The organism is Chryseobacterium mulctrae (assembly GCF_006175945.1).
GTDB classification, from domain to species: domain Bacteria; phylum Bacteroidota; class Bacteroidia; order Flavobacteriales; family Weeksellaceae; genus Chryseobacterium; species Chryseobacterium mulctrae.
In genome coordinates this window covers 3580510-3607320 of the sequence record NZ_VAJL01000001.1, presented here as the reverse complement: position 1 = coordinate 3607320, position 26811 = coordinate 3580510, and the positions used below count along the sequence as shown (strand labels likewise).

Sequence of the window (26811 nt, the reverse complement as noted above, 5' to 3'; positions counted from 1 at the left end):
AGTTTTGCAAAATTACTTTTAATAATTTAAATAATAAGTTTACGAAATAATATCAATTAATTCGATCAGCCTTCTAATTCTAATTTTTGGAAGATAGCTGTAATCTACCTCAAAATTTTGAGGATGAATATTTTTCCCATTATTTAATAAACATATCGACTTCCAACCTAATTTATTGGGAGTTATAAAATCTTTATTGGGATTGTCGGCGATATAATAATACTCCGAAATTCCATCTTCGATAAAATTATTGAAATTTCTCAAATCTGGTTTTGATGATCCAAACTCCTCTGAAACAACTATTTTATCAAATTTATTTTCAATGGATAAAGATTTAAGTTTATTTCGCTGAGTAATCGAACGTCCATCTGTAATTACTCCTAATTTATAACCCTTACTTCTGAAGTACTCTAAAACCTCGAGTGCTCCTTCATTAAGCACAATATTAGGAAAATGGTTTCTGTAAAGTTCTAATAAATTTAAATCTTTTTGTAAAGGATATTTTTCAATCAATAAATTAAAGACATTCAATTTACTGTGATACCAAGAAATCATATCATTATACAACAACTGATAATTCAAAACATCAATTTTTTTTGCTATATCTAAATATGCTGATTCTAAATAATTTATTTCGTAAACCAAAGTATCATCAAGGTCAAAAATGATATATTTATTCTCCATAGTTTTTTACCAACACTTCGTTATCGTACCTTAACATCAATAAATTATTTTCCCAACTATCAAAATATTCAATTGTTTTTCCGTGAATATATTCTTCAATAATAAACTTTGGATAATTAGCGCCTGCAAGATAACTAAGCGGATAGCCACCTCCAAAACGAGGATTAATTTCTATCCCTATAATTCTTTTTGTTCTTTGATTATAGAAAAACTGTATTGTCAAACAACCTATTGCACCATCAATGTGTGATAGTCTTTCTTTTACATAATCGACAATTTCATTCTTGTGTGTAACTCCTTTATTAATCTCGCCAGCACGCACAAAGATTCTTTTTCTGGGAACAATACATTTTAAATTTCCATTTTTATCATAATATGTATCCACAGTATATTCATCATGTTCAGTATGATCAATATATTCCATAAACATTAATTTGGGATTTGAAAAATGATAATCTATAAAATCAGATTGATCTTTAATCAAAAAAATATCCTTACTTAATGAGCCATCATAAGGCTTGATAAATAGCGGGAAAGTAGGATTATTTTTATCAATTTTTTTGGGAACTTCAATATTATTCTCAATAAAAAAATTATTAATTATCCTTTTATCTCGGCAAGCTTTAACGAAATCTAATCCAGATACAATAGGAGTAACCCCTTCTTTTAAAAACAGTTCTTTATTTTCTGCTAAAATCAAAAGTTCGGTATCAATTGTTGGAATAATTATACTAATAGCTAGTTCTTTACAAATTGCAATCAGTTCAGGAATATAAATAGGATGGCTTACTTTTTCAACCTTTCTGTAACCATCTGAAACATGGCATGCAGGAGCCAAAATAGGATTTAAATCTACAGTATAAACCTTACTTTCTGGGCTTACATTTAGAATTTCTTTTTGAAAAGCTTTAACCAAGGAAACCCTTTGTCCTGCTGAAGTGATTAATATATTATTCATTCTAGTTATTTCCATTAAATATTTCCATTGTAGCTTGCCCGTCCTGAGCAATACCTTCGCTCTTAAAAACCTTTTTAAAAGTTGTAAAAAAAACCTTACAATCTGTGGAAAATGATATGTTATTAACATACCAAACATCCAATTCGAACTTTCTCTTCCAAGAAATTGCATTTCTACCGTTTACTTGTGCCCATCCTGTAATACCAGGACGAACATTGTGGCGACGCCTTTGCTCTTCACTGTATAATGATAAATATTGTGGCAATAAAGGTCGCGGACCAATTAGAGACATATCGCCTTTTAGTACATTTATTAATTGTGGTAATTCATCCAAAGATATTTTTCTTACAAAAGCTCCTATTGGTGTGAGTCTTTCAGAATCAGAAAGTAAATTCCCATTAGAATCTTTTTTATCATTCATCGTTTTAAATTTAATGATATTAAAGATTTTCTCTCTTAATCCGGGACGAGCTTGAAAGAAAAATGGTTTTCCATCATTAGCAAAATACAACCCAATTGTTACAATGATAAATATAGGGCTTAAAACCAATAATCCTAAAAGCGCCACTGTGAAATCTAGTAGTCTTTTTATATAACTTTTGTACATCATCATATTTTTTCTATAATCAGATTGTAGGATTTGTCAACAAGATACTCGTTATTTAATAACTTTTCCGCATTATCTCCTAACCTTTGCAAATCGTCATTAAGAATATATTTTAATTTTGTTTGCATTTCAACTTGATTCCCTGCAATAACTTTATACCCACAACTATTATTTTCAATAATATCACCAATATCTGTATTGCAATCTGTGGCAGCAATTACAGGCATTTTCATTTCCAGATAAGATAATAACCTTGATGGAAAATTTGGTATTAAAAAGTTTTTATCTAAAAATATCAACCCTACATCACAAGCCGCCAACAACTTATCATAATCTTCCTTTGGTAATCTTTGCAATAATTTTGCATTTTCTGGACGATTGTAATCAAACCAATTCTTGATTTTGGCGTATTCTGTACCGTCTCCTACTATCAAGAAAAAAGCCTCATGATTTTTTGTTTCTTGTATTGTTTCTAACAGGAAATCTAAACCTTGAGGTCTCCCCAAGTTTCCACCATATACAAGCACTTTTTTATCTACAGGAATATGATACTTTTCCCTAATTTCTTTCTTTTGCTCATCAGAATAGCTAAATGCAATAGGTTCTATTGTATTCGGATTAACCTCAACTTTATCTTTGTCAACTTCAGGATTATGTTTTAAAACAAAACTGACATTTGCGGGCGACATACAACCTATAGTATCAGAAATCACATAAAGTTTTTTTTCCTTTTTCAAAAATTGTTTATGCAAAAAACCACCTTCCTTTAGCATATTCATATCAACAGCATTTTGCGGAAAAATATCTTTTAACAAAAGGTAAGATTTAGCATTGTCTCTCTTTTTCACATATTCAATTACCTTTGCAAATGTTATAGGTGGTGTAGAATAAAAAACTAAGTCAAACTTTATATCTGAAGTATATTTTTTTATTGCAGCAAGATATTGATATTCTATAGCAAGTGTACCAATACCTTTCTCAACAATATTGGTTTTCTGAATATTAAATGTTTTAACTTGAAGGATTGAAACACCTTCCTTTTCATTAAAATTAGTTGCTACTTTTTTTCTCCTTTCAACAGGGGTTACAATGGTGAGATGATGCCCTTCATTACGAAACTTTCGCAACAAGTCTTGATAAATCCCTCGTTCTTCGATTGAGTTGATTTCTACCAATGTTAAGAATAAAACATTCATTATTTTTAAATTTCCTCTGACCAAACAGTCCTTTTAATATAATCTGTATAAGAAATAATGATTCTCACCACTTTCTCTGAAACATTCGGCATCGAGTAATCAGATACAGGTCTGAAGTTTCTTTCTGTTCCCACTTTTTGTTGTAAAACCTGAGTTAAACCTTGCAAAATACGTTCTGGTGATAAACCTACCATCATTACACTTGCTTCCTCCATGGCTTCAGGTCTTTCGTGTGCCTGACGAATATTTAATGCTCTAAAGTTTAAAATCGATGATTCTTCAGAAATTGTTCCGGAATCGGATAATACTGCATATGCTCGTTTTTGCAATGCATTGTAATCGTGGAAGCCTAATGGTTTTAAAAACTGAATTTCCGAACGCATTTCAATCTGCATCTTATCAATCATGTTTTGTGTACGTGGGTGCGTAGAAACAATGATTGGATATTGATATTTTTCTGCAATGGCATTTAAAGATGCCATTAATCCTTTAAAATTCTTCTCAGAATTGATGTTTTCTTCACGGTGAGATGATACTACAAAGAATTTTCCTTCTTCTAAATTTAATTTATTTAAAACATCAGAAGCTTCAATTTGAGGTAAATAATGATTCAAAACTTCAAACATTGGCGACCCTGTTTTAATGATTCTGTCTGCAGGAAGTCCTTCTCTCAACAAATATTCTCTTGCAATATCCGAATATGTCAAATTAATATCTGATGTATGATCTACAATTTTACGGTTTGTTTCTTCCGGAACTCTTTGGTCAAAACATCTGTTCCCAGCTTCCATGTGGAAAATAGGGATGTGTCTTTTCTTTGCAGGAATTGCACACAGACAAGAATTGGTATCTCCTAAAACCAAAAATGCATCTGGCTTTAATTCTTCCAACAAAGGATCTATTTTAATTAAAATATTTCCTACAGTTTCTGTGGCTGTTTTCCCTGCAGCTTCAAGAAAATAATCTGGTTTACGAAGTCCCAAATCTTCGAAAAAAATCTGGTTTAGTTCGTAATCATAATTTTGTCCGGTATGAACAATAATATGTTCTACTGCATCAGAAGCATCTAAAGCATCTAAAACTCTTGATAATCTTATAATTTCGGGACGGGTTCCTACCACCGTCACTACCTTTAGTTTCTTCATTATATATTTTTTTTCTATCAACTTTTTTATCAAGTATTTAAATTATAACTAGCTTTTTTAGATACTCACCATATCCACTTTTTCCATACTTCGAAGCTGTTTCGAGCAGTTTTTCTTCATTAATGAAGCCGTTTCTGAAAGCGACTTCTTCAATGCATCCGATTTTGAAATCCTGTCTTTTTTCAATAACCCTTACGAATTCTGAAGCATCATTAAGAGAATCAAAAGTTCCAGTGTCTAACCATGCTGTGCCTCTATCTAAAACTCCAACTTCCAATTTATCTTTACTTAAATACACATTGTTGATATCTGTGATTTCTAATTCGCCTCTTGGGGATTGCTGAATATTTTTAGCAATTTCCACTACATCATTATCATAAAAATACAATCCAGGAACTGCATAATTTGATTTAGGATTTTCCGGCTTTTCTTCGATTGATTTTGCCTTGAAGTTTTCATCAAATTCCACAACACCATATCTTTCAGGATCTGCTACATGATAGGCAAAAACAACTCCACCATTGGGATTGGTTTTATTTTTAAGCAAAGTTCCCATTTCAGATCCATAGAAGATATTATCTCCTAAAACTAAAGCCGCAGAATCATCTCCTATAAATGTATCTCCTAAAATAAATGCCTGTGCTAAACCGTCTGGATTTGGCTGTACAACATATTGAATGTTGCAGCCAATCTGTGAACCGTCGCCCAAAAGCTTAATAAAACCAGCCTGATCGTGTGGAGTGGTAATAATTAAAATATCTTTGATACCCGCCAACAATAAAGTAGATAGAGGATAATAAATCATCGGTTTGTCATATACAGGCATCAATTGTTTACTGACGGCAATGGTAAGAGGAAAAAGCCTTGTTCCTGAACCTCCTGCTAATATTATTCCTTTCATAAAGAGTTTGTGGTTAGTATTTATTATACTTTTTTGATGAAATCTTCAAAAGATGAGGCCTTCTGATCTTTATCTGAAATAATCATTTTATCTGTTGGTATATTCCAGTCTATATCCAAATTTTCGTCAGTTGGAGAAACTCCATTTTCAGAAGATTTATCATAAACGTTATCACACTTGTAGAAAAAAACTGCAGTTTCTGATATTACAGAAAAGCCATGTAAAAATCCTCTTGGTATAAATAATTGCTTTTTATTCTCTGCAGAAAGTTCTACAGCGACATGCTGTCCAAAAGTAGATGAACCTGGACGTACATCAATGGCAACATCTATCACTGTTCCCTCAATCACTCTTACCAATTTTGCCTGAGCAAATTTGCCTTCCTGCATATGCAAACCTCTAACCACTCCGTATGATGAGCTTGATTGATTATCCTGAACAAATGTAGGTTTATATCCTAAAATACTTTCCAATTTATTTTCACTATAAGATTCAAAAAAATATCCTCTTGAATCTTCAAATATTGTCGGTTCCAAAATGAAACAACCTTGCAGTTTTGTTTCTGTAGCTTTCATATTAATTATTGTATTGTCCGTCGTAGTATTTCTGATATTCTCCGGAAGTCACATTTTCCAGCCATTCTTTATTTTCAAGGAACCAATCAATGGTTTTTCTTAAACCCTGTTCAAAAGTTACGGAAGGCTTCCAACCTAAATCATTACTCAGTTTATTAGCATCGATCGCATACCGTTTGTCGTGTCCAGGTCTATCTTTTACATATGTAATCAGTTTTTCTGAATGACCTTCAGGATTTCCAAGTTTTTCATCCATCTGTTTGATCAGTTCTTTTACCAGATCAATATTTTGCCACTCATTGAAACCTCCGATGTTGTATGTTTCTCCGGTTTTAGCTTCATTGAAAATCTGGTGAATTGCCTTTGCATGATCGATCACGAATAACCAGTCTCTTGTATATTTTCCGTCACCGTAAATCGGCAATGGTTTTTCATTGATGATATTAAAAATACAAAGTGGAATCAGTTTCTCAGGGAAATGATTGGGTCCGTAGTTGTTTGAACAGTTTGATATGATAAAAGGCATTCCATACGTGTTTCCATAAGCTCTTACCAAATGATCCGAAGCTGCCTTTGAAGCAGAGTATGGTGACTGTGGATCGTAAGCAGTGGTTTCTAAGAAAAATCCTGTTTCACCTAAGCTTCCATACACTTCGTCCGTGGAAACATGATAAAACAAATTCGTTCTTTTTTCGTTAGGGAATCTTCCATGCGTGTGATCTAGGTTTAATGTCCAGAATTCTTTGCAAAGATTAAGAAGATTCGCAGTACCATTAACGTTGGTATTGATGAATGCCATCGGATCTGTGATGCTTCTGTCAACATGGCTTTCTGCAGCTAAATGTATAACTGCATCCGGATCGTATTTTTCAAAAACCTTTCTTAATTCTTCAGGTTTTGTAATGTCCGCTTTTTCGAAAACATAATTGGGCTCGTCTTCAATATCTTTTAAGTTCTCAAGATTTCCCGCATACGTTAAAACATCAAGATTAATGATGGTAGAATCGGGATTGTTCTTTACAAATTCTCGGACTACATGTGAGCCGATAAATCCTGCTCCGCCTGTAATGATTATGTTTTTCATAATATTTATATAATATTTTTCAAAGTTAAACTTCTAAAAAATATGTGTCTGCGTTTTCAGGGTTAAAGGCTTCATTAATCCAGAAAATAGTGTACAATTCTTCTTCTCCTATATTTTTAATGTTGTGGGTGTACCAAATCGGCATATCTACATACGCAGGCTCGTCTCCGTCAAGATAAAAATCTAGAACCTCGTCGGTATCTATCTTTCTTAATTGGATTAAAGCTTTCCCTTTTATTACTGCAAATCTTTCGATTTTTCTTGTATGATAGTGATTTCCACGTGTAATATCGGGCACGGTGGTTGAGAATGAACATTGCCCACCAATACCCAATCTGATTACTTCTACAAAAGCTCCACGAGGATCTTTATGCTGAGTAAATTTGACAGGAAAATATGTTTTATAATCAATATAAGATCTGTAAGTATTAAATAAATTATGTTCAAATGAATCTCTGATTGCGGGAATTTTTCCGCCGTCAAAATATTTAGCTTTATAATCATTCAATAATTCCAAAACCTCTGAAACTTTTTTAGTTGCAGTAGCATGTATTAAGAATTCGGGTTTGCTGTTGCCTCTTCTGACTTCATCAATCATCATGTCAACCAATTCCTGAACGTAAATTAATTTCACCTCCCCATCATTTTCGATAGTAGGTGTTTCATCGTTCATCAATTGATGACAAAATGTAGCAATGAAAGAATTGTAAAAAGGTTTTCCAAAAGCGCCAAATACGTTTGGAATTATTAACCCTGTTATCTTACCATCATTTTCTTCTGCCCAATTTGCTAAAGATTCTCTACTTTCTTTCTTTGATCTACCATAAAGATTATCTCTTTCTTCCTGAGTAGAAGACGAAATCATTACATGTGCCGTTGAACCGGTTCTTTTCAAGGAATCGACTAATTTCTGAGCCAGCCCTACATTCGTTTCGTAGATAAACTGCTCATTCTCGTGGCGATTCATTGCTGCTAGATGTATGATTACATCGCACTGAGCGATAAACTGGTCCAAAAGATTATCATTTTCAAAATAATCCTTACTAAAGTCAATTCTTTGAAACTCTTCAGGAAACAATCCTAAAGTATTGTACAAATGTTTTCCAACAAAACCATTCTGACCGGTAATTCCGACTTTTTTCATTTATGTGTAGTTTATTGAATTGGTATTCAGATAATTTCTGTCCACCAACATCTAAAATTTTTATTTAAAATAATATAAATTATATCTGTATTCATCATTGATTTCTCCCAAACCATAATCGGCTAAAATCAACATTTTACTCCCTTGTTCTTTGGATTGAATTGCTGTAATGCAACCCGAAGGAATATGGAGGTAAGTTAAGACATCATCTGTCAAAACATATTTCTGAATTGTTAAATCTTTTGAAGGATTTGTAAAATCATCAACCTCAATAACAGAAATTTCAAAGCTTCCTTTCATGCAGGCAAACCATCTTTGTTCAATTTTGTGACCTTGCCAACCACGAATAAATTCATTTGAATGATTTTCTATGGTATAGATTCTTTTTATGATTGAAGCATCAAAATCGTTATTAGAAGTAATAATTCCGCGCTCATCACTATGTTTTCTACCTTCTAAAATCATCACTCTTTTACTTTTACCTTTTTAATATAACCTTTTAATAAGGATACTGCATCACGTCTTCTCCGAAAACTTCTTTGCGAATTAAAGGCAAAGTAGAAATCAATTTTTTTAAACCTTCAACTCCTTGCTGCTCGGTATTGTGTGAATGGTAATCTTCAATTTGAGCAACTTCCTCTTCTCCTTCAGAGAAATATTGTGCGTAATTCAAATCTCTGTTATCTGCAGGAACACGATAAAAATCTCCCATATCTTCAGCTTTCACCATTTCTTCACGAGTGCAAAGTGTTTCGTACAATTTTTCGCCATGACGTGTTCCGATTACTTTTACAGGAACCTCTTTTCCTGTTAATTCAATTAAAGCTTTAGCCAAATCGCCAATGCTTCCTGCTGGAGCTTTATTAACAAACAAGTCTCCCGGATTTGCATGTTCAAAAGCAAATAAAACCAAATCTACTGCATCTTCCAATGACATGAAAAACCTCGACATATTGGGGTCGGTAATTGTAATTGGTTCTCCTTTTTGAATCTGATTTAAAAACAACGGAATTACTGAACCTCTAGAAGCCATTACATTTCCGTATCTGGTTAAGCAAACTACGGTTTCTGTAAGGTTTCTTGATTCTGCAACCGCAACTTTTTCCATCATCGCTTTAGAGATTCCCATTGCATTAATTGGATATGCTGCTTTGTCCGTTGACAAACAGATTACTTTCTGTACTTTATTAGCCGCAGCTGCACGAATTACGTTTTGTGTTCCTTCAACATTGGTTTTTACAGCCTGCATCGGGAAAAACTCACAAGATGGAACTTGTTTCAAAGCAGCAGCGTGAAAGATATAATCAACCCCTCTTGTTGCGGGTTCAATACTTGAAAAATCACGTACATCACCGATATAGTATTTTATTTTATCGTTTTTGTATAGGTTTCTCATATCATCCTGCTTTTTTTCATCACGAGAAAAAATACGGATTTCTTTGAAATGGTCGGTTTGTAGAAACCTGTTGAGAACAGCTGTTCCAAATGAACCAGTACCACCTGTTATCAAAAGTGTTTTATTTTGAATTTGCATAATTATTTTGTAATTAATTTTTCTTTATCTTCTTTACTTGGATAATTGATGAGTACCGCTTTATATTTTCCTTTGAATATAAATAAGCTACCTGCAGCAGCTCCAATAATTCTAAATTCTTTAAAAAGACTCTTTATATCATCTAATGAGCTTGCTCCCCCTAAAATAGTTATAGGTCTTGATACGTAATTATATATTTTTCGAGCCAGATCAAAATCATATCCTTTAAATGTTCCATCTCTATCAATTGAATTGATGATGAGCTCACCATATGGATATGAATCAATTTTTTTTAGAAAAGCAATCAAATCTATTTTTGTATTTACAGTCCCATTTTGCAAATATAAGTCATATCCGCCAATCAGACGCTTTCTAACATCTAAAACAACAACAACACTTTGACTTCCTACTTGAGCTGCTATCTCATCAATAATATCTAAGTTGGTAAATAGAACGCTTCCCAAAGCAATTTTTTCTATTCCCAGTTTGAAAATTTTCAATGCTTGCTCTGAAGTTTTTATTCCTCCACCGTAGCAAATTGGCATATTTGACTGAGAAGCAATATCTTGAATTAATTGATAGTTTGGTTCTATATTTAGTTTTGTTGCGCTTATATCAAAAACACAAAGTTCATCAACTTGCTTTTCGTTGAAAATTTTCACCGTATTGATAGGATCTCCTACATATTTTGGTGATTTAAAGTTGATTGTTTTTACTAATAACCCATCTTCAATCAATAAACTAGGTATTAAGCGTGGCTTCAACATAGTTTAAATTTTTGCGAAATTTTCTAGAAACTGAATACCCGCCTGATGACTTTTTTCAGGATAACATTGAATACCAAAAATATTATCTTTTTGTATTACAGAGGTAAATTCTTCTCCGTAAGAAGTTGTAGCTATACTATTCTCTACATTGCTACATTTTACATAATAGGAATGCAGAAAATAAAAATCTTTCTCATCCAAATTGTTTAACACTGGTGACTCCTTAATTATATTTATAGTGTTCCAGCCCAAATGTGGTAGTACATATGATCTCTCTTTAGCATTATTTTTCATTTTCAAAACTTCCCCTGAAACCCAATCTAAACCACGACGCTCACCTTCTTCACTACTAGTTGTCATCATCTGCATACCTACACAAACACCAAGGATAGGTAGCTTAGAATCTAATACTAAAAGGTTTAAAGATTCAACCATTCCAGATTCTTGTAGCTTTTTCATTGCAAAATCAAAATGACCAACCCCAGGAAGTATTATTTTTTCTGCTTTTTTAAGTTGGCCTTCATCTTTAGCAATATTACATGATATTCCCAATTTCTTATAAATATTTATAAAAGTTTGAATATTTCCGACCCCGTAATTTAAGATAGTTATCATCTGAAAAGTTTTTTTTCCAATCCAAAATTTCTCATAAAACTTATTCCTAAACCAATTAATCTTCGTTTAGATTTATAATCCTTATACGTCTTATTTGTACCATGAAATAGGTTATTAAGTTCATTTTCAAGAAAATCTAATTTTTGAGCTATATAAGTCTTTTCGTTTAACTGCATCTGCTCATCTAATTCTGGTTTAGAAATACGTTGCAGAGCCTCATCTCTTGTAAGTTGTCCTGTAAGAATTAGGCTAGAAAAATGGGCTTTTCTTTTATCAAATCCAAATTTTTTGGGCAGCCAAAAATCTTCTATAAAACGTGTAAAACGAGATTCATGATGCTTATGTTGAAATGGTTCCCAACCGAATTTTTCGGAGAGGAGTCTTTCTGCATCTTTTTTGATGTAAGAAACATAATTTAGAGGATGAAAAACCTTCATTCCTCCGAAATATTTGTAATAAACTTTGTAAATAAAAATATCTACAATAGGAAATGTGGAAAGTTTGCGTTTTCCAAATTTTTTATGAATATCTAAAATCAAAGTTTTGTCAATCCCAGGATATGCACCCCACTCTTCAGGTTCTCTACAACATTCTATACTATAATTAGCACCTGTGAAAACGTACTTTACTCTGTTTTCTCTCGCAAATTTATATAAACTGGAAAAAAAGGCTATGTCTTGAGGCCCATCTTGTTCGGCAATCTGAGCTTGGAAAAATGCACGTTGCAAGTCTTTCATCTCATTCCAATTAATAACATCGGTGTAAAGCTCAAGATTTAATTTTGTAACTAATTTTTCAATATTTGAAACAGCTTGTTCAGTATTCCAACCTGCATCTACATGATATATTAAAGGGCGCAATCCCATAATTTGGGTAGTAATATATACACAGTATGAGCTATCTAAACCGCCACTAAGACCGATAATACAATCGAAATCCTTATTTTTACCTTCTTCAGAAACTTTCGATGCAAATTTCATAAGTTCGTCAAGACGATTTTTTCCAAATTTCCATTCAGGAACTATTCTCTCAATAAAATTGGTGTAATAGTCACTTTCACCACGTTCATTGAAAACAATGTTGGGATCGGTAGTGTCCATGACTGTTTGAGTCCAAATTTGGTGTTTTTTCATCTGTGTATTAAGTATTTTTTTAATGTATTTATTATTTATATATTGCTATTGCACCTAAATCACTCGACAATGAGGGTAATGCTATATAAAATTCATTTCCTTTTAAAGCATCTGTATCTATACAAAATTGAACCTTAGCGCCTGACTGTGGTAAAGCAAAACCATATACTCTCAACCATTTCTCTCTATTTTCATCAGTTACATCTAAAGATATATATTGTCCTTCTACAATAGATATTGCAATATACTTCCCTTTAAAATCTTTTGGAATGAATACCCATGCACTTGCTGCAAACTTTGTTTTTCCATCAGCAGTTTGTGAGTTTTCTAGTTTCATCCTTCTAACATATTTATCATTTAAAACTGTAATTCTTTTTGCAAAGTCTTTTGAGAAACCTAATGGACTACTTATATTACTTGCTACCCAACTTAATGTTTGCATATTAACATCTGCATTTTCTATCCATTTTTTTTTTAAATAATTTGTATATTCACCTCTGTATGTAAAGGATAAAGACCCTAAATATTCAATGACTCCATATGAGTTTGAATAAATTATTTGATTATTTTTTCCTAAGTCTTGTATTAGATTAGCTGAAAGTCTCACACTTCCCGTTATTTCTAAATCATTGAATTCTCCCGTATATTTTAGCAAATTATTTGATGAAGTTTTTTTTAAAAGTATAAGTTTTGCAGTGGTTGTAGTTTTTGAGATTTCAATTTCATTTCCATTTCCTTCAACAATCATCATATAATCTTTTGGCTCGTCTTCGAAATTCCAATACCAATCACATTTTGTGAATTTGTTATCTGACCCTAATACAAACCAAGGTCTATCGTACACTTTGCTTAACAAATTAAATCTTTCAAACCTACAATTTTGAAATGTATTATTATTACCAACAAACTGAGTATTACTTGCGGGCTCGATATCCATATTAATAAATAAATTCTTTTCAGAGGTAATGCCACGAAGATCTAATGATGAATTTCTTTGTGCTCCATTGTAAAATGTATTGCCATTGGATCCTCCTATAGTTTTAATACCTCTCCAATTAGATTGTGCAAAATAATTAATAATTATATTTAGATATGAGTCATCTAAGATAAGAGCATCTAAAAAATTTTCAATGTAGACATCTTTCCAATCTGATGAATGCATTTCTTTACAATAGATGCCAGTTCCAACCATATCTGATGCTGGTATTGATTGTCTATTTATTTTATTCACTAGTGCAATATTAGACAGATTGAATCTTGCAGTAGACAAGTCCGCAACTTTACTCTTATAATTAATTCCTACACCATTATGGTGTATTAATAAAACGGTATTTTTAGATCCTTCTCCTTGTATAAAAAAATTATCAAAATCTACATTTAGAGTCTTTGAAATCTTGTACTGACCTTTAGGTATATATAAAACACCTCCATTAAATGTTTTAAGAGTTTTGATTGCATGAAGAAAAAACTCGGTATCATCAGTAACACCATCACCCTTGGCATTAAACCATTTTATGTTTATTGGTCCTGAAAAATTTCGTTTGTAATATTTTCCGTTATTTTTTTTATATATAATATTATCTACTAATTTATCCGTGATGGGAATTCTATTTTCCCACATTAAAGTTCTTTTGAAACTTACAATTTCACCAGTAAATTGATCGTTAAAAGTTACTATTTCCTGTGCAGAAAATAAAATAGAAGAAAAGATGAATAATATACTAAAAATTTTCATGGAAAATCAGTTTATTGATAAGCGATTATTATCATTAAGTTTTAATATATAAAGAGTTAAGCAGTGGCAAACTATAGCTAACGGAGCTAATAAAAAAGGATTTCCTATAGAAGGAAAAACATATGCCATTAGTCCCAAACAAAGAAGTCCAGAGAAATTACTGATTGCAGATTTGCCAAATAATCTAAATATTTTTATAAATGTGTATATATAGATCGCAAAAAGAATCACACTCATGAAACCAAATTTGTGCATTAGATTTAAATAAGTAAGTTCAAAACCATACGGTGCGTCATCAGCCCTAGTATAAGATACATTTGTTAAACCACTTCCTAACCCTCTTCCAAAAAAAGTTAAATCATCTATTAAATATACAGACTGTATAGAACGGGTGGCATTTGAAACCTCTTTATTACTAAAAAGCTCTTGTAAAATACTGAATAGGTCGAAGTAAATTAAAAGGAAAGTAATGAGAAATACTATTCCCGTAATACGAATAAATATTTTAAAACTCAAACCTTTGAACACTCTGAAAACAAAAATCAAAAACATTACAAGGAATGAGGCAAGAATCATTCCTTTAGAAAAAGAAATAATAACACTTGTAAAATAGCACAAGGTTGCAAGTATCAATAAAGCTAAACTATTTTTGAAAATCAATTCTTTTTTTAAGTCTTGAATAGGAAAAAAAATATTACCAAATATTAAAACAAATGGTATGAATATTATCATTTGTAAAAAACAAAAAACAACTCTTTCCCCACCGACTGCACTTATATCACCACTTGTTAGCGCTAAATAAGTAATGTAGAAAATAATAGGTATACCAATAATAGCACTGAATATCACACTTCTAATTATGGAGAAAAGATTTAATTTTATTATGTAAAAAAAATAGAAGATTAAATAAAAAACCATACCTCCAAAGTTCCTAAATACATATTTCTCAGGAACATTATTAAGTAAACCTACAAAAACACCATATAACCAAACTGATAAAAAAAATAATGGTATCAAATCTATATAATTGTAATTTATCTTCTTTAGAAAAAGTGATTTAATACCATATTTAGCAACGGACAGTACTAAAAATGCTATAATTATTAAATAGTGAATTGTAGTTCCTCCTGAACCCTCTTCCTTGCTAGGTAAACTTGTCAAAGAAAGAATAAGAAAAAAAATAAAGAAGAAATAATTAAGATATTTTTTTTTATTCTTTTTAATCATGTTTAAATAAGACCTTGATTAATTTACTACCCATATAAATTCTATGTTTCAAAATATCTAACATTGAATAAGGACTTTTCTTAGATAAAAAAGTATCATCACTTACAGATGCAGAAAAATTTTTACCATGTCTCCTAAACAGTATAAGTTTGTCATCTAAAACTTTTACATTACCTCTAAGCTCAGAAACCATTCCTATCCACATGTCATGCGAGTTTATCTTCTCTGGAAATGGAAGCGACAAATTTTTAATTTTCTTATTAAAAGCCATACAACAGCCAGTATATATATTCTTATAAAAATTTTTTGCAAAACCAGCCGTTGGTATTTTATCTCCAAAAAGAGATTCTACAATCACTTCGTCTTCACCATTTATAAGTGTACAATCACTAAGAACCAAATCAAAATTCTTTAAGTTCTCTAACATAATTTCCACTTTATTATTCACCCAAATATCATCCTGATCAGACAAAAATATAAAATCTCCTTCTACTTTGTTTAATAGAAATTCAAAATTCTTTATATGGTTTTTAAATCTATTATGATAAATGGTGATCCTTTTATCATTATAGTGTTTTAAAATCTCCAATGTCCCGTCACTACTTCCATCATCAGATATTAGTAATTCGTCTGTAGGATTGAGTTGGGGCAATATCGAATCTATTTGCTTTTTTATATAAGACTCACCATTATAACATGCTAAACAAACTGAAATCATAATATTTTTTTATAAGCATTAAATGTATCAATCCCAACTTTGTTCCAACTAAATTCATTTAAAATCAAATTTTTAATTTTATCAAAATCTCTACTCATGTTTAGTTCTTTCTCAACACCTCTTTCAATAGACACAAAATCTACGGGATCAATTGCTGTTGCAATATCATTGAAATAACTATTAAAAGGCAGATATTTATCATTGGATGTCACAACTTTACATCCATTTAATAATGCCTCTAAACTTACTAATCCTGGAGATTCACGTAATGAAGGTAAGATATGTAAAGCTGCATGTTTATAAAAATTGCTTACTTCTGTATTTTCAACATAGTCTACAAAATAAACATTCCCTCTTTTTTGTGCAATCTTTTTGATTTTATTAAAGTAATCAACTTCTGCTACAAAACCGACAAAAACAATAGGAATATCCATTTTATACAAAGCTTTTAACGTAGTTAGCTGCCCTTTGATCAGTTGAATTCTTCCAACTTGTAAAACATAAGGTTTATCCGGTAATTTATACTTTTTCAAAAACTCATTCTTTTCCATAAAAATATTTTCACTAATATCTGCAGCATTAAATACTACTGAAACCTTATTAATATATTTTGATGGATTTATGTCAACAAAGTCACAAATTTTATAATATTCTTCAATGGAGTTAGGCAATAAAACATCTGAACCTTCAAGAAATTTTAAAATCTGATTTTTGAATTTTGTCGATAGAACTATAGGTAAATTAATCATTTTACCTAATGTTAAAAACAATAACCTATCAATTTTTTTAAACACATTTAAATCAAAATACTTACTAATCATATGATATCCATACGAATAATCCCAAAATATTGTTGAAAATGCAATTTTAACATTTACAGATTTTGCTTTATCGAAGAAACGCGTAGAAATATCTAAAGTTGCAAAATTAAATATATGAGCTATGTCATAACTATTATCTAACATTTCCGGATTTGTTAAAACATCACACATAACATCATCAGAATAACGCATAACATTCTTCATCGTTTTTAGAAGTTGAGTTGTATCTCCTCCTTTATTTGTGGGAGAATCCCAGTCAGCTCTAATGCAATATGCAACTTTCATTTATAATTTTTTTTTAATGAATATGAATTGTACGACAGTATGTATAATATAACTTATTAAATATGCCATTGAAATACCGATAGCTCCATATTTGAATACGACTATAAACAAATATGAGAGACTGACAAGAGCTAAAGCCCATAAAAGATTAACTTTAAATCCAAACCACATCTTATTTTGACTGGCTATTGCTTGTCCAATTACATTATTGATTGCAATTAGAGAGGTTGTTACAAACATTATAATCAATGGAAATAGTGCATCTTCATACTTATTGCCATAAGCAAAAAGAATTATTGGCGATGCAATGATGAAAATTAGCCCCAAAATTGTTGCTAAATATATATTTATTTTCAAACTTTTATAAAAAATATTTGAATATTTCAATTTATCATCCAGATTTGAAGAAAGCATCGGCAGTGCTATTTGTGACAAGGCTGATGGTATAAATAAAATTGTATTTCGCCATTGGTTTGCGATATCAAAATTTGCCATTTGTTCGTAACCTCCTTGCTGATTTACTAAAAGATAATTACAATACCAAGTCACCGGCCCAACAAGTAAACCTGCAAGAATTGCGGGTAAGCTGAACTTCCATAAAACTTCTAACTCTGAAAAATTATCTTTATTAAAAATTGCAATATTAAAACTTGAATAAAAACATTTTCTTAATGTAATAAAATTCAATATAAATAACAATAAAAAATTGGTACCAAAAGCAATCACAACAACATATAATCCAAAATATTTTGCAGCAATTACTAAAAATATTGATGATAAAAATCCAGCAATAGCATTGTTTATAGACAATTGCTTAAATTTTTCTATTCCTGCTAATATTCCGTTTTGTATGCCATTTAGAGATGAAAAAAACAAAACAAATGAACTTATCTGAATTTCTTTATATAGATTGGGTGCATTGATTTGTACCGCAATGTTTTTAGAAAAAAGATAAACTAACAAAGAGATTGTAATGCTAATTAATATTGCAAATAAATTTGACAATCCTACGATTTTCTCTACTTTTATTTTATCTTTTAATCTATATTCAGAAATATACTTTGTCGCAGTTATACCCAATTCCAATCCTGCAAACATCGCAAACATTAAAATAGTTGACTTAATGATTCCAAACTGCCCATATTCACTTTTACCTAAATATCGAGCCATTAGAATAGTAGCTACAAGAAGTGTGAATTTAGATATAGTATTTCCTAACAATATCCATATACTATGAGAAAATATCTTCTTGTTAATATCAGAAGATAAAATGCTTTTAAACTTTGCATTAATATCCATTAAATGATTGATTATAAAGAATTAATGAAATTAACAATACGCTCACAAGCTTTTCCATCACCGTAAGGATTGTGTAACTCACTCATGGCATTATATCTTATTTCATTTGCTAATAAATCATTAACTTCATAAATAATTTTATTTCTATCAGTTCCCACTAGAATTACAGTTCCTGCATCTACCGCTTCAGGGCGCTCTGTCGTATTACGCATTACCAAGACAGGTTTCCCCAAACTCGGAGCCTCCTCTTGTACACCACCCGAATCTGTTATAATTATATATGCCCTATTCATTAACCATACAAATGATGGATAAGATAAAGGATCTATCAATATAATATTATTAATATCTGATAAGATTTCATAAACTGGTCCTTTTACATTTGGATTAAGATGTACAGGATAAATAATTTGAATATCTGGGTTTTGCATTGCAATCTCTTTTAATGCTTCACAAATATCAATAAAACCCTGTCCGTGATTTTCTCTTCTATGCCCTGTTACCAGAATGAGTTTTTTGTTTTCATTTATAATATCTTTAAGAAACTCAATATTGGGATTATTTAGGTTATTTACTTTCTGAGCACTTTCTAGTAAAGCATCGATAACAGTGTTTCCAGTAACCACAATATTATCAACATCAATATTTTCTTTTAACAAATTATCTTTAGATTGTAAAGTTGGAGCAAAATGATAATCAGCAAGTCGACCTGTAACCTGACGATTCATTTCTTCAGGAAATGGAGACCTTTTATCATGTGTTCTTAGACCTGCTTCAATATGACATATTTTAGCACCTGAATAAAAAGCTGCAAGACCTGCTGCCATTGTTGTCGTTGTATCACCATGTACATATACAAAATCTGGTTTAAAATTATCTAAAACTGTTTTTAGTTCTGAAATAATATCTGCAGTTAATGTATATAAATTTTGATTAGCCTTCATCAAATTTAAATCATAATCCGGTACTATTTCAAAAAATTCTAAAACCTGATCTAGCATTTCCCTATGTTGAGCAGTTACACAAACTTTTACATCGAATTGAGGATGTTTTTTGAACTCCTTAATCAATGGTGCCATCTTGATAGCCTCAGGTCTTGTTCCAAATATAATAAGATGTTTTGTTATCACAATTAATTTAATTTATAATCTTTTACTTACTTTATTTTTTTTTAAAACTCCTTTCACATCGTAAATCACAGAATTTTCTTTTAGATAACAATTTAAATCTTCATTTAAAAACTCGTCATGTGCGACTGTTAAGATTATTGCGTCGAATTTTTGAGAGTCATTAAGCTCAGATTCACAAATTAATCCATATTCCTCATTAACTTCAATCGAATTTGCCCAAGGATCAAAAACTGTAACTTCTGCTCCATATTCTTGTAAATTTGCAATTACATCAATTGCCTTAGAATTTCTAATGTCCGGACAGTTTTCTTTAAAAGTAATTCCTAAATTCAATATTTTAGAACCTTTAATTTTGATATCACTTTTAATCATCAATTTTACAACCTGTGAGGCAACAAATGCTCCCATAGAATCATTTAATCTTCTGGCGGCTAAAATTAATTCTGAATAATATCCAATTTCTTGTGCCTTTTGAGCTAAATAGAAAGGATCAACACCAATACAATGACCACCTACAAGGCCTGGTTTAAATTTCAGAAAATTCCATTTTGTACCTGCAGCTTCTAAAACATCATGGGTATCAATATCCATTAATGAAAAAATCTTTGCCAATTCGTTCATAAAAGCAATATTGAGGTCACGTTGAGAGTTTTCAATTACTTTTGATGCTTCAGCCACCTTTATCGTAGGAGCCAAATGAGTTCCTGCAGTTATTACAGATTTATACAAATCATCCACCACTTTTCCTATTTCTGGAGTAGAACCTGATGTAACCTTTAATATCTTATCTACTGTATGTTCTTTATCGCCGGGATTAATTCTTTCAGGTGAATATCCTACAAAAAAATCTTCATTATATTTTAATCCTGAAACTTTTTCTAAAACAGGAACACACTCTTCTTCAGTAACACCAGGATAAACAGTAGATTCATAGATAACAATATCATTTTTCTTTAGAACTTTAGCTACTGTCTCACTTGATTTATATAATGGAGTTAAATCAGGACGGTTATGTTTATCTACTGGAGTCGGTACGGTAACAATATAAACATTGGCATTCTGAAGATCATTATTGTCTGCAGAACAGAATAATCCTTTTGCAATATTTTCATTCAAAGGATTTTCCTGAAGCAAAACAGCTTGCAAAATTTCATCCTTCAATTCTAAAGTAGTATCAGCTCCATTCTTTAAATCAGCAATTCTTTTTTCATTAATATCAAAACCTATGACAGGAAATTTAGTGGCAAATAATCTTGCTAAAGGTAACCCAACATACCCTAAACCTATTACTGCAATTTTATGCTCTCTATTATTCATTATTAATCATCATTAAAACAGTTGCCAATTTAAATTACTTATCAAAGAGATTAACAATATTACATATCAGAAATTCCAAAATATTTTAAATTTTCGACGATACTTATCTTCTTAATAGTTTTTCCCACCAAGTTTTTTGGGCATCTACAGTATAACCGTAGCCATATTTCCCATATCCGTAGCCACTATGAATTTTGTTTACATCATTCAATACCAATCCAACATTCTTGATTTTCTTATCCCTAATCTGCTTATTGATAAATCCTACCAATTCTTTTTCTGTATAGCCAGATCTTGTTACATAAACTGTAACATCTGCCACGTCAGCAATTAAGAAAGAATCTGTTACCAACATTAATGGTGCTGTGTCCAATAATATGTAATCATACATGGGTTTAAGTACTTCTATTAATTCCTGATACCTTCCATTGGATAGCAATTCTGTAGGATTTGGTGTAATCGCACCAGAATAAATTACATCACAGTAAGGATTAAATGATGTTGGATGAATAATTTCAGAGATACCCATCTGATCATCATACATAAATTCTGACAACCCAACTAAACCTCTTCTACTCTCATTATATCTCTGTAACTGTGGATTTCTAATATCAGAACCAATGATAATTACTTTCTTACGTGGTGTAGCCAAGGTTAGTGCTAAGTTTACCGAAGTAAACGTCTTTCCTTCACCTTTTACCGTAGAGGTTACAAAAATAACGTTCCCCTTTTTATTCTTAGGCAACATAAAGTTTATATTCGTAATTAAAATTCTGAAAGCTTCAGCTAAAGGCGATAAATCATTTAACTGTACAATTTCAGGATCTCCTTTTTGTAACGAAGGCAATTCTCCAATTACCGTTGTTCCGTCAACCAATTTTTCAAGCTCTTGCTTAGTCTTAACTTTATTATTAAACAATTCCAATAAGTAAATTATAGCAAAAGGAATCAATAAACCTATAATCAAAGCTCCAAGATAAATAATCATTTTCTTTGGAGAAACAGGAATAGGATTCGTTAAAGCATCATCTACAATTCTTGCTTTCGGAGCAGTAATTTTTAATGAAATAGCTGCTTCCTCTCTTTTTTGTAATAATAAAAGATAAAGCTGCTCTTTAATAGTTTGTTGTCTCTCAATACTTCTAAATAATTTTTCCTGCACAGGAATTTTAGAAATTCTACCAGATAATCTGTTTTGTTCACCAAGAATGGTGTTTTTCGAAATCTGCAGCGCTGATCTACTTTTCTGTAAACTTTGAACTACAGAATTTCTCATGCTGTTGATTTGATTAGTAATATCCTGTACAACAGGGTTAGATGTTGTGGAGTTTTCAAGCAACCTGTTTCTATCAATTACCAATTGATTAAATACTGCAATATTTGAAGTAATATTTCCGTCTGCAAGCCCTACATTAAGTGGTAAAACCTGATAAGTTCCTTGTCTGTTAATAGAGCTAAGTAAGCTATTAACTAACTCAAGCTGAGACTCATTTTCAAGCTGTTTTTGACGGCTGCTCATTGCTGTCTCTAAAGATAGTTCAGCTTCAGTCTGTATATCCGCAATATTATTACGAAGTTTAAAATCTTCTTTTTGAGATTCTACCGTTCCTAATTCTTTGCTGATAATATTAATACGCTCATCAATAAAGCTTGCTGTTTTTTGTGCTTCTGAATTTTTATCTAGAATAGCTTCTCTATTGTAATTTACTGCTAATTTATCAAGGATGTCTACTGCTTTATCAGGAACAGGATCCGTAATTGCAATTTTAAGAACTGTAGCTTCTTTTTGAATCAAACTTACATTGAGCTTAGATAAATAATATCTAGTTCTGTCCATTCCGGACATAAATTGCAATCTAAACTCTTCGGCTGGTTTATCTGAAGCTTTAGGTTTGTAATCTGAATTCTTCTGAAACATTACTACGCCAAAAGGCATCGTAATCGTTTTATTGAAATCAGTCTGGATCTCTTTCTTGAAACTTTCAGATTCAATTATAATCTTATTACCTTTTATTTTAGCAATAACGTCTTTTGGGGGATACTTAGCCTTTTTCTTTTCACTGATAATTCTTACAAGAAAGGGAGAGGTTTCTTTATATAGTTCTGTTTCTTTTATTTTTCCTTTAGAATAAATATTGGTTTCCAATGCTAATTCTTTCACTACAGAAAACATTAGTTTCTTAGATCTTAAAATCTCAATTTCATTGTCCACAGAATTGGTTCCCATACCGCCAATTCCCCCCAATTCGGAAATAACAGACATTTCTGACTGACCAGATGTTGATTTTTTAACCTCTTTTATTAATAAAGTTGATTCTGTACTATATACAGGAATGCTATATCTTAAAAAAAACCATGCGACAATGACGGCAACAATTGCACCTATAATAAACCAATGCCAACGATGGATGTAAGGTTTTATGATTTCTCTGATATTTAAAGACTCTTCCTGAGCCTTATCTTGTGTTTGATTATAGTCCACTATAAAGAATAATTCTTATTATTAATTTTTCACCAATGCCAAAATACCAATGGCTAAAGATGCTATAACCGATGCTATAGAAATATACAATCCTGTATTAGGATCTACCCTAGCAGATTTTTCTCTGTTAGCATTAGGCTGTACATAAACCATATCATTTTGTTTTAAATAATAATATGGAGAATTAATGAACTGCGCACTCGTTAAATCTACTCTTTCTTTAGTAATCTGGCCGTCTGTATTTCTAACAATTAAAACATTTGTTCTGATTCCAAAGGGTGTTAAATCACCTGCTAAACCCAGAGCTCCTAATAATGTAGTACTACCATCTGGAATAACGTATGTACCTGGTCTTGTAACTTCTCCTAAAACAGAAACTTTGAAGTTAATCAATTTCATTTCTACCACCGGATTTTTCACATATTCTGAAATAAGATTTGTTAACTTGGTTCTCATTGTTTCCAAATTCTCATTTTTTGCGCTTACAATACCAATTTGCGGAAATATAATATTTCCGTCTGTATCCACAATATAAGTAGGTCCGGAGACCGGTATTTGCTGAGGAAGATTATTTGAACTAGGATTAGAATACTGCGTTATTGTTGAACTAGAAGAATAGCTTTGGTTAAATGGCTTCACTACATCCATATCTTTAGCGGTTACAGTGATAATTAACTGGTCACCTGGTTGCAAGGTACTTCTGCTGTTTTTAATGGAATTATCTAGCGCCAAACTCTCTATGTCTTGCATGTAATTAATTTCTTGTCTTGGTGCACAAGAAAATATAGTTAAACTAAGAACGCCGTAAATAAAATATTTTTTTAAGATCATTTCTGATAATTTTTTCACAAAAATAGGATTATTATTTCTCAAACAAAATTTGTTGAGGATTATATTGAAAATTAGCTGTTAATAATGCTTAACAACAGGTAATTATTTTTACAATTAAATTGATATATCTGTCAGGTCTTTCTTATCTAATACTTCGAACTCTGAATTATTACTTATAAACTCCGGTACAATATCTTTCAAAAGTCTCACCACCTGTAGCTTATCTCTTTTAACCGCAGATCTGATAATTTGTTTACATAAAATTTCAATTTCATCAAAGCTAATCACAGGATCTTTGGATATCATAATCTTCTGATGATGAGTCGGAATTGTAGTTGCATTATTACTTAATAATTCTTCATACAATTTCTCACCTGGTCTTAAACCTATGAATTTAATTTTTATATCTACATCCGGTGTAAAACCAGATAGTTTAATCATTCTTTTCGCTAAATCCAAAATCTTGACAGGCTCACCCATATCAAAAACATAAATTTCACCACCAGCCCCCATGGTTCCTGCTTGAAGAACTAATTCACAAGCTTCAGGAATTGTCATAAAGTATCTGATAATGTCTGGATGTGTAATCGTAACCGGGCCTCCTTTCTCAATTTGTTTTCTAAAATGTGGAATTACCGAACCATTAGAACCTAATACATTTCCAAAACGTGTAGTAATGAATTTTGTTGTGTTCCCTTCTGAATTCTGTAATGACTGTACAAAAAGTTCAGCTGTTCTCTTAGAAGCACCCATTACATTAGTCGGATTTACTGCTTTATCTGTAGAAACCATTACAAAACGGTTTGCATTATATTTCTTGGAAAGCAGGGCTACGTTCTTGGTACCTAGTACATTCACAAAAATGGCCTCATGCGGATTTTCTTCTATTAAAGGAACGTGCTTGTAAGCAGCGGCATGATAAACCATTGAAAACTGATGGAGTTCAAATACTTTTTCAAGTCTGTGAGAGTTGGAAATATCCGCCAAGACAAATTTAAATTTCTGCTCAGGAAACTTTTCAAGCAATTCGAGTTCCAATTCATACAAAGGAGATTCCGCCTGATCAAGAACAACAATCAGCGAAGGACTAAATTGAGCTACCTGACGCACGATTTCGCTACCGATAGAACCCGCACCACCTGTAACTAAAACATTTTTATTAAAATGTCTTTTCTTAACCTCTTCATTTTCAATTTTAATAGGTCTACGGTTTAATAAATCCTCAATTTGAAGCTGACGAATTCCTCCTACTAAGTCAGAATCACGCATCTTACTCAATGTTGGAGCTTTTAAAACTTTCAATTCATGATCCAATGCCAGTGTCATCCATTCTTCGAGCTCGCGTTTTGACATGATTTCTTTGATAATCAAAAGAGCATCAAACTGGTTGATTAGATGTTTATTTTTAAAAAAATAATCAATATTATAAATTTTATGTCCTAATAAAATTGCCTTGTTCGAATCTGATCTCTTTGTAATAAACCCCTCTAAGCGATAAGGATAATTAGGGTTGTGAAGGATTGCTCTTGCCAAAGAAACTGACGCATCACCTACACCAACCACCGCAACTTTAATCTTTGATGATGAACCTTTGAAGTCAATAAGAATATTAAAAAACTGTTTGGTCACCATTCTGAAGAAAAACATAATGGAAACAGAGATAAAAAAATAAAGAAATAGAATAGGATATAGATAAAGTGATTTTCCTAAAAAAAACTCACTGCCTACGTTAATCGTCAGCATAACAATTAAAGTACTTCCTGAAGACAAAACAATTTTAAAAAAATCAAAAAAAGTAGAGTGTCTGATAATACCAGCATATGTTTTAAATACAAACATAAAGAAGATATTAATAGCAATAAGAAGTAATTCCTGCTGAATCAGATAATCAGGAAAATTGATTGTAACCTTGAGTTTTTCTAAGAAGAAGTAAGAAATAAGTATGGATGTTAAGACTATAAAAAAGTCTATAAAAATAACTATCCATCTCGGTATATATCTTAGCTCTGTGAGTTTCACAATATTATCCCCATTATATAAGGCAGTAAAAGCATCAGTAAGCTTTTTCATTCAACATTTTGATATTTCGATTATTCGGCAAATATAATGATATTATTTTTATAAAAAAACAGAAATTTCACTTACTTAATATCCATTAAAACCGAAGAAAAAACAGATTATGATAAAGAAAAACACTCTGCTATTCAAATGAAGTAATTGATTTGATACCTCTAATATGTTTACACAAATTAAGTATAAATTAGAAAACAAAACCATAGAATTGAATCTTAATAAGTTAATTTGACGAAATAAAAATACTTTCTTGGTTTTAATCAAAAATCTTCCGAAATTAATTTCGGAAGATTTAATTTAATGATAAGAATTATTATTACTAAGCCACTTTCTTTTTATTTGCATAAGCAATCACAAAAGCAACTGCAACGATCAAAAGAGCTGGAACATAATCATCAATTGGTGCTTTTCCTGGATTTGCAGGAAAAGTATCTTCTTCTTGCAACTCAGTAGTACCACTATCATATACAAATGGATTATCTGAAGACTCCTGTGCAAAAGTAAATCCCGACAATACCATTACAAACATTATTATAATCTTTTTCATAAT

At 31.3% G+C, this 26811-nt stretch carries 25 protein-coding genes; all 25 read right to left on the bottom strand.

The genetic code is table 11. The features are described from left to right. Nucleotides 1–39: 39 nt before the first annotated feature. The 25 genes from FDY99_RS16685 to FDY99_RS16565 all read right to left on the bottom strand — a co-directional run bounded on the left by FDY99_RS16685 (nucleotide 40) and on the right by FDY99_RS16565 (nucleotide 26808). Nucleotides 40–684, bottom strand: a complete 645-nt coding sequence (locus FDY99_RS16685) for an HAD family hydrolase (RefSeq protein WP_139422920.1) — start codon at nucleotides 682–684, stop codon at nucleotides 40–42. Beyond that, nucleotides 674–1642, bottom strand: coding sequence for an ATP-grasp domain-containing protein (locus FDY99_RS16680; RefSeq protein ID WP_139422919.1), 969 nt, complete (start codon nucleotides 1640–1642; stop codon nucleotides 674–676). Before FDY99_RS16680 ends, FDY99_RS16685 begins: the two co-directional genes overlap by 11 nt. Nucleotide 1643: 1 nt before the next feature. Continuing rightward, a complete protein-coding gene (locus FDY99_RS16675; RefSeq protein ID WP_139422918.1) occupies nucleotides 1644–2249 on the bottom strand; it encodes a sugar transferase in 606 nt (201 codons plus the stop codon). Nucleotides 2250–2251: 2 nt separating this feature from the next. Then, nucleotides 2252–3445: a glycosyltransferase family 4 protein gene (locus FDY99_RS16670; RefSeq protein ID WP_139422917.1), complete on the bottom strand. Its 1194-nt coding sequence runs from the start codon at nucleotides 3443–3445 to the stop codon at nucleotides 2252–2254. Between the two features lie 5 nt (nucleotides 3446–3450). Then, nucleotides 3451–4590: a non-hydrolyzing UDP-N-acetylglucosamine 2-epimerase gene (wecB, locus tag FDY99_RS16665; protein WP_139422916.1), complete on the bottom strand. Its 1140-nt coding sequence runs from the start codon at nucleotides 4588–4590 to the stop codon at nucleotides 3451–3453. Nucleotides 4591–4627: 37 nt separating this feature from the next. Then, nucleotides 4628–5491: a glucose-1-phosphate thymidylyltransferase RfbA gene (gene rfbA, locus FDY99_RS16660; RefSeq protein ID WP_139422915.1), complete on the bottom strand. Its 864-nt coding sequence runs from the start codon at nucleotides 5489–5491 to the stop codon at nucleotides 4628–4630. A 23-nt stretch (nucleotides 5492–5514) separates the two neighbouring features. Further along, on the bottom strand, nucleotides 5515–6066 hold the full coding sequence (gene rfbC, locus FDY99_RS16655) for a dTDP-4-dehydrorhamnose 3,5-epimerase (protein ID WP_139422914.1): 552 nt from the start codon (nucleotides 6064–6066) through the stop codon (nucleotides 5515–5517). 1 nt (nucleotide 6067) lies between these two features. Next, on the bottom strand, nucleotides 6068–7150 hold the full coding sequence (gene rfbB, locus FDY99_RS16650) for a dTDP-glucose 4,6-dehydratase (RefSeq protein WP_139422913.1): 1083 nt from the start codon (nucleotides 7148–7150) through the stop codon (nucleotides 6068–6070). A 25-nt stretch (nucleotides 7151–7175) separates the two neighbouring features. Then, nucleotides 7176–8294, bottom strand: coding sequence for a polysaccharide biosynthesis C-terminal domain-containing protein (locus FDY99_RS16645; RefSeq protein WP_139422912.1), 1119 nt, complete (start codon nucleotides 8292–8294; stop codon nucleotides 7176–7178). Nucleotides 8295–8354: 60 nt separating this feature from the next. After that, nucleotides 8355–8759, bottom strand: coding sequence for a WxcM-like domain-containing protein (locus FDY99_RS16640; RefSeq protein ID WP_139423842.1), 405 nt, complete (start codon nucleotides 8757–8759; stop codon nucleotides 8355–8357). A 34-nt stretch (nucleotides 8760–8793) separates the two neighbouring features. Further along, nucleotides 8794–9828: a polysaccharide biosynthesis protein gene (locus FDY99_RS16635; RefSeq protein ID WP_139422911.1), complete on the bottom strand. Its 1035-nt coding sequence runs from the start codon at nucleotides 9826–9828 to the stop codon at nucleotides 8794–8796. 2 nt (nucleotides 9829–9830) lie between these two features. Next, nucleotides 9831–10595, bottom strand: coding sequence for an AglZ/HisF2 family acetamidino modification protein (locus FDY99_RS16630; RefSeq protein WP_139422910.1), 765 nt, complete (start codon nucleotides 10593–10595; stop codon nucleotides 9831–9833). A gap of 3 nt (nucleotides 10596–10598) precedes the next feature. After that, entirely contained in the window at nucleotides 10599–11210 is a 612-nt protein-coding gene (hisH, locus tag FDY99_RS16625; protein WP_139422909.1) for an imidazole glycerol phosphate synthase subunit HisH, read from the bottom strand. Continuing rightward, on the bottom strand, nucleotides 11207–12343 hold the full coding sequence (locus FDY99_RS16620) for an N-acetyl sugar amidotransferase (RefSeq protein ID WP_139422908.1): 1137 nt from the start codon (nucleotides 12341–12343) through the stop codon (nucleotides 11207–11209). The genes hisH and FDY99_RS16620 overlap by 4 nt, the downstream gene beginning before the upstream one ends. Before the next feature lie 31 nt (nucleotides 12344–12374). Then, on the bottom strand, nucleotides 12375–14078 hold the full coding sequence (locus FDY99_RS16615) for a glycosyl hydrolase family 28-related protein (RefSeq protein WP_139422907.1): 1704 nt from the start codon (nucleotides 14076–14078) through the stop codon (nucleotides 12375–12377). Between the two features lie 6 nt (nucleotides 14079–14084). After that, entirely contained in the window at nucleotides 14085–15305 is a 1221-nt protein-coding gene (locus FDY99_RS16610) for a hypothetical protein (protein ID WP_139422906.1), read from the bottom strand. Continuing rightward, nucleotides 15298–16023 (bottom strand): glycosyltransferase family 2 protein, encoded by a 726-nt coding sequence (locus tag FDY99_RS16605; protein ID WP_139422905.1) that lies wholly within the window; start codon nucleotides 16021–16023, stop codon nucleotides 15298–15300. The genes FDY99_RS16610 and FDY99_RS16605 overlap by 8 nt, the downstream gene beginning before the upstream one ends. Continuing rightward, on the bottom strand, nucleotides 16020–17129 hold the full coding sequence (locus FDY99_RS16600) for a glycosyltransferase family 4 protein (RefSeq protein ID WP_139422904.1): 1110 nt from the start codon (nucleotides 17127–17129) through the stop codon (nucleotides 16020–16022). Before FDY99_RS16600 ends, FDY99_RS16605 begins: the two co-directional genes overlap by 4 nt. Continuing rightward, a complete protein-coding gene (locus tag FDY99_RS16595) occupies nucleotides 17130–18428 on the bottom strand; it encodes an oligosaccharide flippase family protein (protein WP_139422903.1) in 1299 nt (432 codons plus the stop codon). A gap of 11 nt (nucleotides 18429–18439) precedes the next feature. Continuing rightward, nucleotides 18440–19555 carry a non-hydrolyzing UDP-N-acetylglucosamine 2-epimerase gene (wecB, locus tag FDY99_RS16590; RefSeq protein WP_139423841.1) on the bottom strand — a complete coding sequence of 372 codons (1116 nt, stop codon included), beginning with the start codon at nucleotides 19553–19555 and terminating at the stop codon, nucleotides 18440–18442. Nucleotides 19556–19570: 15 nt separating this feature from the next. Further along, nucleotides 19571–20875, bottom strand: coding sequence for a nucleotide sugar dehydrogenase (locus FDY99_RS16585; protein WP_139422902.1), 1305 nt, complete (start codon nucleotides 20873–20875; stop codon nucleotides 19571–19573). 103 nt (nucleotides 20876–20978) lie between these two features. After that, nucleotides 20979–23357, bottom strand: a complete 2379-nt coding sequence (locus FDY99_RS16580; protein WP_185148739.1) for a GumC family protein — start codon at nucleotides 23355–23357, stop codon at nucleotides 20979–20981. Between the two features lie 21 nt (nucleotides 23358–23378). Next, nucleotides 23379–24107 carry a polysaccharide biosynthesis/export family protein gene (locus FDY99_RS16575; protein WP_228448825.1) on the bottom strand — a complete coding sequence of 243 codons (729 nt, stop codon included), beginning with the start codon at nucleotides 24105–24107 and terminating at the stop codon, nucleotides 23379–23381. Nucleotides 24108–24302: 195 nt separating this feature from the next. Then, nucleotides 24303–26258 carry a polysaccharide biosynthesis protein gene (locus FDY99_RS16570; protein WP_139422900.1) on the bottom strand — a complete coding sequence of 652 codons (1956 nt, stop codon included), beginning with the start codon at nucleotides 26256–26258 and terminating at the stop codon, nucleotides 24303–24305. Nucleotides 26259–26580: 322 nt separating this feature from the next. Next, nucleotides 26581–26808, bottom strand: coding sequence for a hypothetical protein (locus tag FDY99_RS16565; protein WP_139422899.1), 228 nt, complete (start codon nucleotides 26806–26808; stop codon nucleotides 26581–26583). Nucleotides 26809–26811 lie beyond the last annotated feature (3 nt).

Bases quoted from the DNA above. Each gene is read 5' to 3' on its own strand.
- FDY99_RS16565 (WP_139422899.1), bottom strand. From the start codon at position 26,808: ATGAAAAAGATTATAATAATGTTTGTAATGGTATTGTCGGGATTTACT.
- FDY99_RS16675 (WP_139422918.1), bottom strand. From the start codon at position 2,249: ATGTACAAAAGTTATATAAAAAGACTACTAGATTTCACAGTGGCGCTT.
- FDY99_RS16645 (WP_139422912.1), bottom strand. From the start codon at position 8,294: ATGAAAAAAGTCGGAATTACCGGTCAGAATGGTTTTGTTGGAAAACAT.
- rfbB (WP_139422913.1), bottom strand. From the start codon at position 7,150: ATGAAAAACATAATCATTACAGGCGGAGCAGGATTTATCGGCTCACAT.
- rfbC (WP_139422914.1), bottom strand. From the start codon at position 6,066: ATGAAAGCTACAGAAACAAAACTGCAAGGTTGTTTCATTTTGGAACCG.
- FDY99_RS16630 (WP_139422910.1), bottom strand. From the start codon at position 10,595: ATGTTGAAGCCACGCTTAATACCTAGTTTATTGATTGAAGATGGGTTA.
- FDY99_RS16640 (WP_139423842.1), bottom strand. From the start codon at position 8,759: ATGATTTTAGAAGGTAGAAAACATAGTGATGAGCGCGGAATTATTACT.
- hisH (WP_139422909.1), bottom strand. From the start codon at position 11,210: ATGATAACTATCTTAAATTACGGGGTCGGAAATATTCAAACTTTTATA.
- FDY99_RS16685 (WP_139422920.1), bottom strand. From the start codon at position 684: ATGGAGAATAAATATATCATTTTTGACCTTGATGATACTTTGGTTTAC.
- FDY99_RS16680 (WP_139422919.1), bottom strand. From the start codon at position 1,642: ATGAATAATATATTAATCACTTCAGCAGGACAAAGGGTTTCCTTGGTT.
- FDY99_RS16600 (WP_139422904.1), bottom strand. From the start codon at position 17,129: ATGAAAGTTGCATATTGCATTAGAGCTGACTGGGATTCTCCCACAAAT.
- FDY99_RS16570 (WP_139422900.1), bottom strand. From the start codon at position 26,258: ATGAAAAAGCTTACTGATGCTTTTACTGCCTTATATAATGGGGATAAT.
- FDY99_RS16575 (WP_228448825.1), bottom strand. From the start codon at position 24,107: ATGCAAGACATAGAGAGTTTGGCGCTAGATAATTCCATTAAAAACAGC.
- rfbA (WP_139422915.1), bottom strand. From the start codon at position 5,491: ATGAAAGGAATAATATTAGCAGGAGGTTCAGGAACAAGGCTTTTTCCT.
- FDY99_RS16670 (WP_139422917.1), bottom strand. From the start codon at position 3,445: ATGAATGTTTTATTCTTAACATTGGTAGAAATCAACTCAATCGAAGAA.
- FDY99_RS16585 (WP_139422902.1), bottom strand. From the start codon at position 20,875: ATGAATAATAGAGAGCATAAAATTGCAGTAATAGGTTTAGGGTATGTT.
- wecB (WP_139422916.1), bottom strand. From the start codon at position 4,590: ATGAAGAAACTAAAGGTAGTGACGGTGGTAGGAACCCGTCCCGAAATT.
- FDY99_RS16635 (WP_139422911.1), bottom strand. From the start codon at position 9,828: ATGCAAATTCAAAATAAAACACTTTTGATAACAGGTGGTACTGGTTCA.
- FDY99_RS16620 (WP_139422908.1), bottom strand. From the start codon at position 12,343: ATGAAAAAACACCAAATTTGGACTCAAACAGTCATGGACACTACCGAT.
- FDY99_RS16615 (WP_139422907.1), bottom strand. From the start codon at position 14,078: ATGAAAATTTTTAGTATATTATTCATCTTTTCTTCTATTTTATTTTCT.
- FDY99_RS16595 (WP_139422903.1), bottom strand. From the start codon at position 18,428: ATGGATATTAATGCAAAGTTTAAAAGCATTTTATCTTCTGATATTAAC.
- FDY99_RS16610 (WP_139422906.1), bottom strand. From the start codon at position 15,305: ATGATTAAAAAGAATAAAAAAAAATATCTTAATTATTTCTTCTTTATT.
- FDY99_RS16605 (WP_139422905.1), bottom strand. From the start codon at position 16,023: ATGATTTCAGTTTGTTTAGCATGTTATAATGGTGAGTCTTATATAAAA.